General features: G+C 67.3%; 12 protein-coding genes. All 12 read left to right on the forward strand.

The genetic code is table 11. From position 1 onward, the window contains the following. Positions 1 to 62 precede the first annotated feature (62 nt). Positions 63 to 1,703 (forward strand): UDP-N-acetylmuramoyl-L-alanyl-D-glutamate--2,6-diaminopimelate ligase, encoded by a 1,641-nt coding sequence (locus M1D40_RS06480; protein WP_461170592.1) that lies wholly within the window; start codon positions 63 to 65, stop codon positions 1,701 to 1,703. Positions 1,704 to 1,709: 6 nt separating this feature from the next. Continuing rightward, a complete protein-coding gene (locus tag M1D40_RS06485; protein WP_461170593.1) occupies positions 1,710 to 3,233 on the forward strand; it encodes a UDP-N-acetylmuramoyl-tripeptide--D-alanyl-D-alanine ligase in 1,524 nt (507 codons plus the stop codon). Further along, positions 3,233 to 4,336 (forward strand): phospho-N-acetylmuramoyl-pentapeptide-transferase, encoded by a 1,104-nt coding sequence (gene mraY, locus M1D40_RS06490; RefSeq protein ID WP_341392569.1) that lies wholly within the window; start codon positions 3,233 to 3,235, stop codon positions 4,334 to 4,336. The genes M1D40_RS06485 and mraY overlap by 1 nt, the downstream gene beginning before the upstream one ends. After that, on the forward strand, positions 4,318 to 5,877 hold the full coding sequence (gene murD / locus M1D40_RS06495; protein ID WP_341392570.1) for a UDP-N-acetylmuramoyl-L-alanine--D-glutamate ligase: 1,560 nt from the start codon (positions 4,318 to 4,320) through the stop codon (positions 5,875 to 5,877). Before mraY ends, murD begins: the two co-directional genes overlap by 19 nt. Beyond that, positions 5,878 to 7,224 carry a putative lipid II flippase FtsW gene (gene ftsW / locus M1D40_RS06500; protein ID WP_461170594.1) on the forward strand — a complete coding sequence of 449 codons (1,347 nt, stop codon included), beginning with the start codon at positions 5,878 to 5,880 and terminating at the stop codon, positions 7,222 to 7,224. A 21-nt stretch (positions 7,225 to 7,245) separates the two neighbouring features. After that, positions 7,246 to 8,355, forward strand: a complete 1,110-nt coding sequence (murG, locus tag M1D40_RS06505) for an undecaprenyldiphospho-muramoylpentapeptide beta-N-acetylglucosaminyltransferase (RefSeq protein ID WP_341392572.1) — start codon at positions 7,246 to 7,248, stop codon at positions 8,353 to 8,355. Next, a complete protein-coding gene (murC, locus tag M1D40_RS06510; protein WP_461170595.1) occupies positions 8,352 to 9,818 on the forward strand; it encodes a UDP-N-acetylmuramate--L-alanine ligase in 1,467 nt (488 codons plus the stop codon). The genes murG and murC overlap by 4 nt, the downstream gene beginning before the upstream one ends. Further along, positions 9,811 to 10,755: a cell division protein FtsQ/DivIB gene (locus M1D40_RS06515; protein ID WP_461170596.1), complete on the forward strand. Its 945-nt coding sequence runs from the start codon at positions 9,811 to 9,813 to the stop codon at positions 10,753 to 10,755. Before murC ends, M1D40_RS06515 begins: the two co-directional genes overlap by 8 nt. A gap of 231 nt (positions 10,756 to 10,986) precedes the next feature. Continuing rightward, on the forward strand, positions 10,987 to 12,183 hold the full coding sequence (ftsZ, locus tag M1D40_RS06520) for a cell division protein FtsZ (RefSeq protein ID WP_341392575.1): 1,197 nt from the start codon (positions 10,987 to 10,989) through the stop codon (positions 12,181 to 12,183). A 73-nt stretch (positions 12,184 to 12,256) separates the two neighbouring features. Continuing rightward, complete coding sequence (locus M1D40_RS06525) at positions 12,257 to 12,961, forward strand: polyphenol oxidase family protein (protein WP_461170597.1); 705 nt, start codon at positions 12,257 to 12,259, stop codon at positions 12,959 to 12,961. 53 nt (positions 12,962 to 13,014) lie between these two features. After that, positions 13,015 to 13,785 carry a YggS family pyridoxal phosphate enzyme gene (locus tag M1D40_RS06530; protein ID WP_341392577.1) on the forward strand — a complete coding sequence of 257 codons (771 nt, stop codon included), beginning with the start codon at positions 13,015 to 13,017 and terminating at the stop codon, positions 13,783 to 13,785. Between the two features lie 73 nt (positions 13,786 to 13,858). Further along, the gene (locus M1D40_RS06535) at positions 13,859 to 14,404 is read left to right on the forward strand and encodes a cell division protein SepF (RefSeq protein WP_341392578.1); all 546 of its coding nucleotides are present in this window, start codon (positions 13,859 to 13,861) and stop codon (positions 14,402 to 14,404) included. The last annotated feature ends 9 nt before the right edge of the window (positions 14,405 to 14,413 follow it).

Raw genomic sequence — 14,413 nt, forward strand, 5'->3', positions numbered from 1 at the left:
TTCTCTGGAGCAATGCAGTGCCTATAAGTGATCAGCGCAATCCGCCCCGTCCGGGAAGCGGGATGCGGCCCTCCGCACAGGAGCCCGTGTCCCTCAGGGAAGCCACCGACGCCCTGGCGTCCGGCGGACTGCCCGGCATCACGCCTGCCCGCGCTTCGGACCGGGGGCACGATGTCCTGCTGACCGGCCTCACCATCAACTCCCGCGAGGTCCTCCCCGGCGACCTGTACGTCGCGCTGCCCGGAGCCCGCCACCACGGGGCACGCTTTGCCCCGGCCGCCGCCGATGCCGGTGCCGCGGCAGTGCTGACGGACCCCGACGGTGCCGCCGAGCTGGGGCAGCTGCCGGTCCCGGTGTACGTGACGGCTGATCCCCGCCGCCTTGTGGGGCCGCTGGCCGCCGCAGTCTTCCGCAGCCGCCCGCAGGACGGCAGCGCGCCCGTGCTGTTCGGCGTCACCGGCACCAACGGCAAGACCACCACAACGTACTTCATCAATTCGCTCCTCGGCGCCCTCGGCAAGACCACCGGGCTCATCGGCACCATCGAAATCCTGGCCGGCGGGGAGCCCATCGCGAGTACCCTGACCACTCCCGAGTCACCCCAGGTCCACGGCCTGCTGGCCCTGATGCGGGAAAAGGGGCTGGACGCGGCAGCCATGGAGGTCTCCTCGCACGCCATTTCCTACCGGCGGGTGGACGGTGTCGTTTTTGACGTCGCAGGCTTCACCAACCTGACCCAGGACCACCTGGACCTGCACGGGTCCATGGAGGAGTACTTCGCCGCCAAGGCCGCCCTCTTCACCCCCGGGCGCACTAAGCGCGCGGTCATCACCGTCGACGACGAGTGGGGTATCCGGATGGCCGCCGAAGCCCCCGTCCCGGTGTGGACCCTGGCCACGCAGGATACCGCCGGCGAGGCTGACTGGCGGGTCACCGACGTCGTCCGCGCCGGGCTGGGCCACCGCTTCACTCTGCGCGGACCCGGCGGCGCTGTCCTGAAGGCGGGAACCGGCCTGCCCGGCACCTTCAACGTCTCCAATGCGGCGCTGGCAGCACTCATGGTGCTGGCTTCCGGGGTCGATCAGGCACAGCTGCAGGAAGCCCTGGACCGCCGCGACCCGTTCACCGTGGAAGTTCCCGGCCGGATGCAGCTGGTGGGCGAGGCGCCCGCCGCGATTGTGGACTTTGCCCACAACCCGGACGCGCTGGCACGGACCCTGCAGTCCGTGCGCCGGGAATCTCCCGGCACCGGTGAAGAGGACGCAGCGGGCGGATCCGCCGCAGGGCCCGGGCCGCGCGTCATCATCGTGTTCGGGGCTACGGGAGAACGTGACCAGACCAAGCGCCCGCTGATGGGAGCAATCGCCGCCCGGCTTGCCGACGTGGTGATTGTCACCGACGACGATCCCCACGACGAGGACGAAGCCGCCATCCGCGCCGGTGTCCTGGCCGGAGCACGCGCCGCCCGCACAGCGGAATCACTGCCATGTGAAATCCTTGAACTTGCGCCGCGTGCCGCGGCCATAGACCGCGCCGTCGCGCTGGCCCGCCCGCAGGATACGGTGCTGGTGGCAGGGCGGGGACACGAAGTATTCCAAGAGGTTAAAGGAGTGAATGTGGCCCTCGACGACCGCGTAGAACTGAGGCAGGCTTTGACAAGGTACGGATTCCCTGTGCTGTCCGGCGACGGGGTAGAGTCCTAATTCGTCATGATTGAACTTAGCGCAGCAGACATAGCGGTAATCACGGGCGGCGACCTGATCGGCGGAGCTGCACAGGCTCCGGACATGATCGTGAACTCGGCCACAACCGACTCCCGGGAGTCCTCTCCGGGCTCCCTCTTCATCGCCAAACCCGGCGAAGCATCCGACGGTCATCTCTTCGTCGAAGCAGCTTTTGCCCGCGGAGCCGTTCTGGCCCTGGTGGAGCGCCCGGTGACGGATCCCTCCGGGACGGTGTATCCGGCCGTCCTCGTTCCCGACGCCGTCCTGGCCATGGGTGCGATCGCCGGCGACATCGTGCGGCGGCTGCGTGCCGACGCACCCCTGACCGTCATCGGCATCACCGGTTCCGCCGGCAAGACCACCACCAAGGACCTGCTGGCCGGGATTCTCCGCGCCGAAGGGGAAACCACGTCCCCGGTGGGGTCCTACAACGGGGAAGTCGGCGTACCGCTGACGATCTTCGGCGCCGGCTACGGCACCCGTTACCTCATTGTGGAGATGGGGGCCACGGGAGTGGGCCACATCGACTACCTGGCGTCCATGGTCAAGCCGGACATCGGCGTCGTCCTCTGCGTCGGATCCGCCCATGCGGGGGAGTTCGGCGGCGTGGAAAACATCGCCAGGGCCAAGGGCGAACTCGTCGAGGCACTGGCGCCCGGCGGCACCGCCGTCCTGAACGCCGACGACATCCGTGTCGCCGCCATGGCGGCACGCGCCGGAACTGACGTCGGCGTCCTGTACTTCACCTCATCACCGGAGGAAGCGCACGGAGCGAAATCCGCCCTGCGCGCCGTGGATGCCCGCACCGATGCCCTCGGCCGGCCCGTCTTTACGCTTCGGTTCCCGGACGGGAGCGAGTACCCGGTGGAGTCCGGGCTGATCGGAGCCCACCACACTGCGAACCTCCTGGCCGCAGCCGCCGCAGCGTATGCCGCAGGTGCTCCGGCCGAACGGATTGCCTCCGGGCTCTCCGGCCAGAAAGCGGCCAGCCGCTGGCGCATGGAACGCACCGACCGCCCGGACGGCGTTACGGTCATCAACGACGCCTACAACGCCAACCCCGAATCCATGCGGGCCGCCCTGCGCACCCTGGCCGAACTGGGCCGGGGCCGGCGCACCTGGGCCGTGCTGGGCGAAATGCTCGAGCTGGGTGATACCTCGGTCACCGAGCACGACGCCGTCGGCCGCTACGTGGTCCGCCTGAACATCTCCAAGCTCATCGTGGTCGGCACCGGTGCACGCGCTATGCACACCGGCGCTGTCATGGAAGGGTCCTGGGGAGATGAATCCGTTTTTGTGGAAACGGCCGAGGACGCCGAGCGCATCCTCGCCGATTCGCTGGAACCCGGTGACCTGGTTCTCTTTAAATCCTCCAACGGCGCTGCCCTGCGCTACCTCGGTGATCGGATAGCTTTGAACGCCCCATCTTCAACCTCCGCCATGCCGCCGGAATCACGGCCGCAGCACACCAGCCCGGATCTTTCCGGGGAAGCCGGAGGCGTCCAGTAGTGGTTTCCCTGCTTATCGGCTCGTCACTGGCCCTGGTCTTTGCCTTCATCGGCACGCCGCTGTTCATCCGGTTCCTCGTCCGGAAAAGCTACGGCCAGTTTGTGCGCGACGACGGACCGACGTCGCACCACACGAAGCGCGGCACGCCCACCATGGGCGGCGCCGTCATTGTTGCGTCAGTGGTGGCGTCCTATTTCCTGACCCACCTGATCAGCCCCGTCATCAACCCGGGGACCTTCGGGCCCTCGGCGTCCGGACTGCTGGTCCTGTTCCTGATGGTGGGGATGGGGCTGGTCGGCTTCATTGACGACTACACCAAGATCTCCCGCCAGCGCAGCCTGGGGCTGAACGCCAAGGCCAAGATCATCCTGCAGACCCTGGTGGGGGTCACGTTCGCCATCCTGGCCCTGAACTTCCCCAACGGGCAGGGCCGGACCCCGGCCTCCACCAAGATTTCCTTCATCCGGGACACCGGCATTGACCTGGCCTTCGCCGGCACCCTGATCGGGGCCATCCTCTTCATCCTGTGGGCGAACCTGATCATCACCGGCACCACCAACGGCGTGAACCTGGCCGACGGGCTCGACGGCCTGGCCGCCGGCGCCTCGATTCTCGTTTTCGGCGCGTACTTCCTGATCGGTATCTGGCAGTCCAACCAGAGCTGCGGCGCGCCCGACTCCGGCGCCGTCTGTTATGAGGTCCGCGACCCGATGGACCTGGCACTGCTCGCCGGCGCCCTGGCCGGTTCGCTGGTGGGCTTCCTCTGGTGGAACACCTCCCCGGCAAAGATCTTCATGGGTGACACCGGGTCGCTGGCGATCGGCGGTGCCATCGCGGCATTCGCCATCCTGTCCCGCACCGAACTGCTGCTGGTGATCCTCGCCGGACTGTTCGTGATCATCACGCTCTCCGTCATCATCCAGGTTGGATACTTCAAGCTCAGCGGCGGCAAACGCGTCTTCAAGATGGCACCCCTGCAGCATCACTTCGAGCTCAAGGGCTGGGCTGAGGTTACGGTGGTGGTCCGGTTCTGGATCGTGGCCGGACTGTGCGTAGCGGTTGCCCTGGGCCTCTTCTACGCAGAATGGGTGGTAGGGAATTGAGCAGCTCAAATCCGCGGCTGGATGAACTGACCACCTGGGACGCGCCGTGGCGCGGCCTGCGCGTGGTTGTTACCGGGATCGGCCTGTCCGGATTCTCGGCCGCCGACACCCTGATCGAACTGGGCGCCCGCGTAGTGGTTGTCGATGCGAAGGACACCGAAGAGAACCGGGCCAAGGCCGACACCCTGCGTATTGTGGGTGCCGCCGACGTGCTGCTGGGCGCCGCCCATGCGGAGTCGCTGCCGCTCGTCGAGGGCGAACCGGCCGAACTGGTGGTTACCTCTCCCGGCTTCAGCCCGTTCCATCCGCTGATGGTGTCCGCCTCCGACGCCGGCATTCCGGTGTGGGGCGACGTGGAACTGGCGTGGCGGGTCCGGATCCGCGAGGGCCGCAAGACGGCTGAATGGCTGACCATCACCGGTACCAACGGCAAAACCACCACCGTGTCGATGACCGAGAGCATGCTGCTGGCCGCCGGCCTGCGTGCCATCGCCGCGGGCAACGTGGGGACCCCGATTCTGGACGCCATCCGCGATCCGCAGGGCTACGACGTCATTGCCGTGGAACTGTCCAGTTTCCAGCTGCACTGGTCCTCCTCGCTTTCCCCCCTGGCGAGCGTGTGCCTGAACGTCGCTGAGGACCACGTGGACTGGCACGGGTCCTACGACGCGTACCTGGCCGACAAGGCCAAGATTTACGAGAACACCCGCGTCGCCTGCATCTACAACGCGGAACAGTCCGAGACCGAGCACATGGTCGAAGAAGCGGACGTTGTTGAAGGCTGCCGCGCCGTCGGCTTCACCACCGGAATGCCTGCCGTTTCCATGGTCGGCATGGTGGAGAACCTCCTGGTTGACCGTGCCTTCATTGAACAGCGCAAGGATTCCGCCGCGGAACTGGCATCCCTGGCGGACCTGGGCGAACACGCGCCGCGGCACCTGGTGGCCAACGCGCTGGCGGCCGCCGCCCTGGTCCGTGCCTACGGCGTCGAACCCGTGGCTGTCCGTGACGGCCTGCGGGCCTACGCTCCCGGGGAGCACCGCATCCAGCCGGTGGCCCGGCTCAACGACATCCTGTGGGTCAACGACTCCAAGGCCACCAACCCGCACGCCGCCGCCGCTTCGCTGTCGGCATTCGATCCGGTGGTGTGGATTGCCGGCGGGCTGCCCAAGGGCGTCGAATACGATGACCTGGTCCGGTCCCACGCAGCCCGGCTGCGCGCCGTCGTCCTCATCGGTGCCGATTCCTCCGCGCTCCGCGAGGCGCTGTCACGACACGCGCCGCAGGTGCCGGTGATTGATGCCGTCCCGCCCCACACTGGTGGAAGGCACGCCTCCAGGCCGACAGTTCGCGGAGAGGAAGTGATGGCCCTGGCCGTCGCCGCCGCAGCCGCACAGGCCCGGCCGGGAGACACCGTCCTCATGGCGCCGGCAGCGGCGTCCATGGACCAGTTCGCGTCCTACGCGCACCGCGGAGACGCTTTCATCGAGGCCGTCCGCGGGTACGTGGAAGGACAGGCGCAGACTACTAAGGAGCCCTAGATGGTCACTACGTCCTCAGGGAAGCCCCGTAAGCCTGTCCTCCGCTCCAACCGCCCCGCTGCGGCGTCCGCCGGCACCGGTCCCTCAGCACCGGGCCGGGCGGCTGCGCCGTCGTCGGACGCACCCGAATCTGCGGGCTCCAAGCGCAAGCCCCGCGGCCCCGTCGACCCGGATAAAAAGCCCTCGCTCTTCGAGCGCGGCATTGTCCTTCTTGAAGGCAGCCGCCGGAAAGCCACCGGATCCGCCTACTACACGATCCTGGGCGCCTCGCTGGCTCTGACAGCCATCGGGCTGATGATGGTGCTGTCAGCGTCCTCGGTGGAATCCATCGCGGCCTCGGCCGGGGAATCCGTCACCAGCACCTTCAACTTCTTCCTCAAGCAGGCCATGTTTGCCGGGCTGGGCGTCGCGGCCATGCTGGGCTTGTCACGCCTGGGTCCGGCGGCCTACAAGAAGCTGTCCTGGTGGCTGCTGGGCCTGGCCGTAGTGCTGCTCCTGCTGGTTTTCATTCCCGGCATCGGCAAGGAGGTCAACGGCAACCGGAACTGGATCGAACTGGGTCCGATCGGCGGCCAGCCCTCCGAAGCCGCCAAGCTGGCCATGGCCGTCTGGTTCGCTTCGGTGCTCTCCCTGAAACAGAAGCTGATCACCCAGTGGAAGCATGCCCTGGTTCCCGTGGTCTTCCCCGGCGGACTGGTGCTGATTGGGCTGGTCATGCTCGGCAAGGATCTGGGCACCGTGATCATCATGGGCATGATCATGATCGCGGCGCTCTTCTTTGCCGGCTCCCCGCTGCGTTTCCTCACCGCACTGGTGGGTCTCGGAGCCGGCGCTGCGGTGCTGATGTCGATGGTGAGCAGCAACCGCTCCAGCCGAATCAGCGCGTGGCTGAAGCTGGACTGCGGGGGAGGAGTCTGCGACCAGGCCAATGCCGGCATGTACGCCCTGGCCTCCGGCGGATGGTTCGGCGTGGGAATCGGCCAGAGCCGGCAGAAGTGGAGCTGGATCCCCGAAGCGCACAACGACTTCATCTTCGCCATTATCGGCGAGGAATTCGGCCTGCTGGGCACTCTGCTGATTGTCCTGCTCTTCGGCGTCCTGGCCGTAGCCACCATCCGGATGACCATGCGGCACACCGATCCGTTCATCCGGATCGTCTGCGGCTCCATCCTGGTCTGGATCATCGGGCAGGCCTTCGTGAATATCGCCATGGTGACCGGGCTTCTTCCCGTGATCGGTGTACCGCTGCCCTTCATCTCCTACGGCGGGTCGTCGCTGACCTTCACGCTGGCCGCCATCGGCGTCCTGCTGTCCTTCGCCCGAAAAGTCCCTGAACACAATCTTTGACGAAAGTGAACCATCAGCTCCATGACGCAACGTCCCCTGTCCCTCGTCCTTGCCGGAGGCGGCACCGCCGGGCACATCAGCCCGCTCCTTGCGGTGGCCGGCGCCGTCCGGGACTCCGCGCCCGAGGCCCGCATCAAGGTTGTGGGCACCGCCGCGGGAATGGAAACGCGGCTGGTTCCCGCAGCCGGCTTCGAACTGGCCGTTATTGACCGCGTGCCCATGCCCCGCAGGCCCGGCGCCGATCTGTTCCGGCTGCCCGGACGGCTGCTGCGCGCGGTGACCCAGGCCGGGAACATCCTCGACGAGGCAGACGCCGACGTCGTCGTGGGCGTGGGCGGTTACGTCTCCACCCCGGTCTACCTGGCTGCGCGCCGGCGCAGGCTGCCGATTATCGTGCATGAGGCCAATGCCCGCCCCGGCCTGGCCAACCGGGTCGGCGCCCGCTTCGCCGACGTCGTCGCCACCGCCTTCGCCGAGACGCGCCTTCCGGGCGCACGGCAGGTCGGCATGCCCATGCGGCGGGAGATCTCCGGCCTCAACCGCGACCAGGCACGCCCCGGTGCCCGTGCGGCGCTCGGCCTGGAGCCGGATCTGCCCACCCTGGTGGTAACGGGCGGCTCCTCCGGCGCGGCCTCCATCAACCGCGCCGTGGAAGAAGCCCTGCCCGCCCTGGCGGCAGCCGGGATCCAGACCCTGCACATCACCGGCCGCGGCAAGCAGCTGCGCACGGGCGAGGGGGCACTGCTGACCGCTCCCCGCTACCACCAGGTTGAATACGTGGACGGCATGGAACAGGCCTACGCCGCCGCCGACCTGCTGCTGGCCCGCTCCGGTGCCGGCACGGTGTGTGAAATCAGTGCCGTGGGTCTTCCGGCGGTCCTGGTGCCGCTGCCCCACGGCAACGGGGAGCAGGCGCTGAACGGTGCCGGACTCGCCGCAGCGGGGGGAGCACTGCTCGTTTCGGACTCACTCTTCACAGCGGAGTGGATTTCGGACAAGCTGATACCTTTGCTGGCCGATCCGGCGGCCCTGGACAAAATGTCAGCGGCGTCAGCCGCCCGCGGTATCCGCGACGCCGACCGGCAGATGGCCCAATTCATTCTTGACGCGAACGGAAGGTCACGCGCATGAGCACCCCGAAACTGCCGGACCTCGGACGGGTGCACTTCATCGGCCTGGGGGGAGCGGGAATGTCCGCCGTTGCCAGGGTGATGATCGGGCAGGGCGTCAGCGTCTCCGGCTCGGACTCCCGCGACTCGCCCGGCCTCCGTGCCCTGGAAGCTCTCGGTGCCGATGTTTTCGTCGGCCAGGATGCCGCCAACGTCCACAACGCCGACACCGTGGTGATTTCCACCGCCATTCGCCCGGACAACCCGGAGCTGGCTGCGGCGCGCTCCCTGGGCCTGCGGGTGATTCACCGTTCCGTGGCCCTTGCCGCGGCAATGGGCACCCAGGACGTGGTGGCGGTCGCCGGAACGCACGGAAAAACCACCACCACGGCGATGGTGACCGTCCTGCTGCGCGAAGCGGGGCTGGATCCGTCCTTCGCCATCGGCGGCGACGTTGCCGCACTGGGCGTGAATGCAGCGCACGGCAGCGGCAACGTGTTTGTCGCGGAGGCGGATGAATCCGACGGGTCCTTCCTCAACTACCTGCCGCGGATCACGGTCATCACCAACGTGGAGGCAGACCACCTGGACCACTACGGCACAGAAGAAGCGGTTTTCGCCTCCTTCGACCGTTTTGTCCGGCTTCTGCCCGCGGACGGGCTGCTGGTGGCCTGCGCAGACGACCCCGGCGCCGCCGACGTCGTGCAGCGCTCCGGCGCGGCACGGGTCCGCACCTACGGCTACAGCGAGAACGCCGACATCCGGATCACGGACACCCGGCCGGTGGCCAGCGGTTCCGTCTCCCTGCTCCGCTTCAGCCTTGACGGACTGGAATGCGAGCAGGAGCTGAGGCTTCTGGTTCCCGGGGCCCACAACATCCGCAACGCAGCCGCAGCCTTTACCGTGGGGCTGGGACTGGGTGTGGATCCGGCACGGGCCGCGGCCGGCCTTTCCGTGTTCTCCGGCGCAGCCCGGCGCTTTGAAGCGAAGGGCGCCGTGCGCGGGGTCCGGGTCTTTGACGACTACGCCCATCACCCCACCGAGCTCGTGGCCGCGCTGGAGGCAGCGCGGACGGTTGCCGGGGAGCACCGCGTGCACGTCCTGTTCCAGCCGCATCTGTTCAGCCGGACGCTGGCCTTTGCCGGGGAGTTTGCTGCAGCGCTGGAACTGGCCGACAGCGCCACCGTACTGGACATCTATGCTGCACGGGAGGACCCCGTGGACGGCGTCACCAGCGAGCTGATCAGCTCGCGCGTGCACCGGCCCGGCGGATACGCCCCCGACGCCGCCCGCGCCGTGCAGGACATCTGCCGCCGGGCCGAGGAGGGCGACATCATCCTGACCGTGGGCGCCGGAGACGTGACCCGGTTTGGTCCCGTCCTGGTGCAGGAACTTGCCCGAACGGGCGGTTCCGCAGAGCCCGAGCCCGCAGCCTCTTCCGGATCCGCGTCCGGATCCCCGTCCGCGGGCGACAGCCGTGGGTAGCAGGAAACCGCGCCGGCCCGCCGTGGACCCGATCCGTCCGGGAAAGCCCTCCCGCGGCGCGGACAACGTCCGCCGCTCCGGGGGACACAGCGGCGATCCGGTGTACCGGACCGGCGGTCCGCACCGCGGGGCAGACCGCGCATCCTTCCACGGCACTCCGGCAGGGACTTCCCGTGCCGGCTCGGGATCCGGCGGAAACGGCGGCGACGTAGTGACCGCCACGGTGCTGGCGTTTCCGGAACCTCCCGTCCGCCGCCGCCGCCGGTGGCTGCTCGTTTCGGTCCTCACCGGCCTTGTCCTGCTCGGGGCCTTTCTGGCATTCCTGTTCCTGTCGCCTGCCCTGGCGCTGAAGACCATCACCGTGCAGGGCAATTCGCTGCTGACCACCGACGAAGTCCACCGTGCCCTGCAGCCGCTTATGGGCAAGCCCCTGACGACGATTGACGACGACGACGTCGCGGCGCTCCTGGCGGACCGGCCGGAAGTTGCGGGCGTGGGCGTCGTGGCGCAGCCGCCGTCGGAAATCGTGGTGACGCTTGCGGAACGGGTTCCCGTGGCTGTCCTGCAGAGCGGCGAGACTTTCCTGCTCATTGACGACGAGGGACGGGAGATCGGCACTGCAGCCAACCGGGCCGATGCCCGCCTGCCGCTCATCGACGGCGGAACCGAAGCGGTCAACAGTGCAGTGTTCAGCACCGTCACCTCCGTTCTGTCCGTTTTGCCCGCCGGCGTGCTGACGCAGCTCGACCATGCCTCGGCGTCCTCGGTGGACTCGGTGCAGCTTCAGCTGCTGAACGGGCAGCAGGTATTCTGGGGGAGCGCCGAATCCAACGTGGCAAAGGCGCGGGCTCTGGAGGCACTGCTGCAGATGCCGCCCAAGGATCCGCCGGTCAAGGTCTTCGACGTCAGCACCCCGAGCGCGCCGGTTACACGGTGATATTTCCCTCCTGCGGGAAAGAAAAATCCGACACGCGGCAGAGGTAATTGCAGAACGAGATTTAGCCCCATAGCGTCACAGGTAGAGGATTACTTGACATAACTATAACCTTCAACTAGAGGCTTAGGGTCTGGACTTGAAGGTTGGACGTAAGGTTCAAGGTTTTTCGGCCGGGGGATTCCCCGGCCACCCAATGATCAGTTGCACAGATTCGAACAAGGGACACAGGACGTGGCAGCACCGCAGAATTACTTGGCCGTCATCAAGGTCGTCGGCATCGGCGGCGGTGGCGTGAATGCCGTAAACCGGATGATTGACGTAGGACTCCGAGGCGTGGAGTTCATCGCGATCAATACCGATGCGCAGGCGCTGCTGATGAGCGACGCCGACGTGAAGCTCGACGTCGGCCGTGAGCTGACCCGCGGCCTCGGCGCCGGTGCGGATCCCGAGGTGGGCCGCAAGGCCGCCGAAGACCACGCCGAAGAGATCGAGGAAGTCCTGCGCGGGGCTGACATGGTCTTCGTGACCGCAGGCGAGGGCGGCGGCACCGGTACCGGCGGTGCGCCCGTCGTGGCCCGCATTGCCCGTTCACTGGGTGCCCTGACCATCGGCGTGGTCACGCGTCCGTTCACCTTCGAAGGCCGCCGCCGCTCCAACCAGGCGGAATCAGGCATCGATACGCTGCGCGACGAAGTCGACACGCTGATCGTTATCCCGAACGACCGCCTGCTGTCCATCAGCGACCGCAACGTGTCCATGCTGGATGCGTTCCGCTCCGCTGACCAGGTGCTGCTGTCCGGTGTCCAGGGCATCACCGACCTGATCACCACTCCCGGCCTGATCAACCTCGACTTCGCCGATGTGAAGTCCGTGATGCAGGGTGCCGGATCGGCGCTCATGGGCATCGGTTCCGCCCGAGGGGAGGACCGGGCCGTCAAGGCTGCCGAGCTGGCAATAGCTTCTCCTCTGCTCGAAGCCTCCATTGACGGTGCACACGGCGTCCTGCTCTCAATCCAGGGCGGATCCGACCTGGGTCTGTTCGAGATCAACGAAGCCGCACGCCTGGTACAGGAAGTGGCCCACCCCGAAGCCAACATCATCTTCGGTGCCGTCATTGACGATGCCCTGGGTGATGAAGCACGCGTCACGGTCATCGCCGCCGGCTTCGACCAGGTGGATGTCACGTCGCAGCCGGTCTCGCACAAGCCGGCCGAACCCGCAGCACCGCCGGCCACCGCACCGGCCGTCGGCGGCTACGCGGGCGCAGCACCGGCTTCCGCCGGACTGTCGGCCTGGTCGCAGCGCTCGAACCAGCACAGCGACGTTCCGGCAGACGCCGGCTTCGACGTTGACCTGCCGGCCGTCGTTGAATCGGACCTGTCCACGGGCCGCAACGATGACCTGGATGTTCCTGATTTCCTGAAGTAAGCAGCATTATTTGAAGTAACACCCGGTCCGGACAATAGTTCGGAACGCCCGGCAGCAGCGAGGTTGTTCGACAATGTTTTGGTGGCAGACCCAGGCCGGTGACGGCCTGACGGTCGCGTTCACCAATACGGAGGCGGGCAACCTCGCTTTGCATGTCGGGGATGATCAGGCCCGAGTCCTTCAGCGCAGGGCCGCCCTGGAAACGGCGATGGGGGTCCCCGGCGGATCCCTGCGGTTCATGAACCAGATTCATTCCGCCGACGTGGCGCTGGCCGCCGGGGAAACCTCTTCGGCGGCCGGCCCCACCGCTGATGCCCTCGTCAGCCCCGACGGACGGGCGCCGCTGGCGGTCATGGTGGCAGACTGCGTTCCCGTTGTGCTGGCCGGCCGAAAGCCGGACGGCGGCCTTGTTACCGCCGCGGCCCACGCCGGCCGCAAGGGATTGCTCGGCGGGATCCTCGCGAACACCGTGGACCGGATGCAGGCTGCCGGCGCCGACGGGATCAGGGCGTGGATCGGCCCGGCCGTCTGCGGACTCTGCTACGAGGTCCCCGAGTCCATGCTGGAGGAGGCCGCCGGTCAGATGCCGGAGCTGCGGTCGCGCACCCGCGCGGGCACCCCGGCACTTGACCTTCCGGCCGGAGCCGAGGCCCAGCTGACCGCCCTCGGGGTGTCCGCCCTCCGGGTAGGCGGGTGCACCCTCGAGTCCGCAGACCTTTACTCGCACCGGCGCTCGAGCAGTGCCGGCCGCTTCGCCGGGCTCGTCTGGCTGAGCTGACCGCCACGACCTTTCGGCGGGACATGCCCGTCTTTGATCCAAGGAACCACCTCATGACTTTGAACCTTTCCGGAAACGCCCGGGCCGCAGAGCTTGCCGAGCGCCTTGACCGCGTCCGCGGCCGCATCCGGGCGGCCGCTCCCTCGGACTCCGCGCCCACGCTGATAGTGGTCACGAAGTATTTCCCGGCCAGTGACGTTGAGCTGCTGGCCGGACTGGGCGTTACTGATGTCGGCGAAAACAAGGACCAGGAAGCGGCACCCAAAGCCGACCAAACGGCGTCACTGGGACTGTCCTGGCACTTTATCGGCCAGCTGCAGAGCAACAAGGCCAAATCCGTGGTCCGCTATGCCAAAGCCGTCCATTCCGTGGACCGGCCCTCGCTCGTCGGTGCCCTGGGCAAGGCGATGGCTGCCGAACAGCAGCGACTAGCCGCAGCCGGAATGCCGCCAAGGGAGGACCTGGATGTTTTCCTGCAGGTGGACCTGCGGGATCCTTCCGCGGGTGCGCCAGGGGCCGGAGCGACGTCCGGCCCGTCCCGCGGGGGAGTGCTCCCGGCGGAGCTGCCCGCGCTTGCCGATGCTGCAGCGGCGACTGAAGGGCTGCGCCTGGCCGGGCTGATGGCGGTGGCACCCTTGGAGGGTGACCCGCTGGAAGCTTTTGGCCGGCTCCGGTCCCTGTCCCTCGAGCTCCGGGAAACGCATCCGGAAGCCGCCGGCATCTCGGCCGGAATGAGCGGAGACCTGGAAGCAGCATTGGCCTGCGGGGCGACACACCTGCGCATCGGTTCCGATATTCTCGGGCCACGGCCCGCGGTGCGGTAGCGTCTAATGGAGGAAAGTTCCTCATATGGCGAGGGACGGGTGCTACGGCGCTGAAGTTCTAGAAGGAGCAACCATGGCTGGCGCAATGCGCAGGACAATGATTTACCTTGGGCTCGCCGACGGTGACGAGCACTACGAGCCTGAGCCGAAGAGCCAGCGGGATGCCCCGGCACGCAGCGAGGAATTCACCCCCGAATTCGAGCGCACCGAACGTCCCGAGAGGGACGTCGAACCGGTCTCGGCACCGGCACCGGCAACCCGCACCGCCGTCGAGGAGTACCGGGCGCCGGTAACGCCGATCAAACGAGCTCCGTCATCCCGAGAGGAAGTGGCTGGCTTGCGCCAGATCACCACCGTCCATCCCCGTTCCTACAACGACGCCAAGATCATCGGCGAGAGTTTCCGCGACGGCATCCCCGTGATCATGAACGTCACCGACATGGGGGAAGCCGACGCCAAGCGCCTCGTGGATTTCTCCGCTGGCCTCGTCTTCGGACTCCGCGGTAGCATTGAACGCGTGACCAACAAAGTGTTCCTGCTGTCGCCTTCGTACGTGGAGGTGCTCGGGGATGACAAAAAGGTCAGCGAGTCCCAGTCGGCATTCTTCAACCAGAGCTGACCGCATCCC

Source organism: Arthrobacter sp. Z1-15 (genome assembly GCF_054792395.1).

What these genes read in the sequence shown, in the direction of transcription:
- M1D40_RS06480 (WP_461170592.1), top strand. Translation starts at nt 63, where the DNA reads ATGCGGCCCTCCGCACAGGAGCCCGTGTCCCTCAGGGAAGCCACCGAC.
- M1D40_RS06485 (WP_461170593.1), top strand. Translation starts at nt 1,710, where the DNA reads ATGATTGAACTTAGCGCAGCAGACATAGCGGTAATCACGGGCGGCGAC.
- murD (WP_341392570.1), top strand. Translation starts at nt 4,318, where the DNA reads ATGGGTGGTAGGGAATTGAGCAGCTCAAATCCGCGGCTGGATGAACTG.
- ftsW (WP_461170594.1), top strand. Translation starts at nt 5,878, where the DNA reads ATGGTCACTACGTCCTCAGGGAAGCCCCGTAAGCCTGTCCTCCGCTCC.
- murG (WP_341392572.1), top strand. Translation starts at nt 7,246, where the DNA reads ATGACGCAACGTCCCCTGTCCCTCGTCCTTGCCGGAGGCGGCACCGCC.
- murC (WP_461170595.1), top strand. Translation starts at nt 8,352, where the DNA reads ATGAGCACCCCGAAACTGCCGGACCTCGGACGGGTGCACTTCATCGGC.
- M1D40_RS06525 (WP_461170597.1), top strand. Translation starts at nt 12,257, where the DNA reads ATGTTTTGGTGGCAGACCCAGGCCGGTGACGGCCTGACGGTCGCGTTC.
- M1D40_RS06530 (WP_341392577.1), top strand. Translation starts at nt 13,015, where the DNA reads ATGACTTTGAACCTTTCCGGAAACGCCCGGGCCGCAGAGCTTGCCGAG.
- M1D40_RS06535 (WP_341392578.1), top strand. Translation starts at nt 13,859, where the DNA reads ATGGCTGGCGCAATGCGCAGGACAATGATTTACCTTGGGCTCGCCGAC.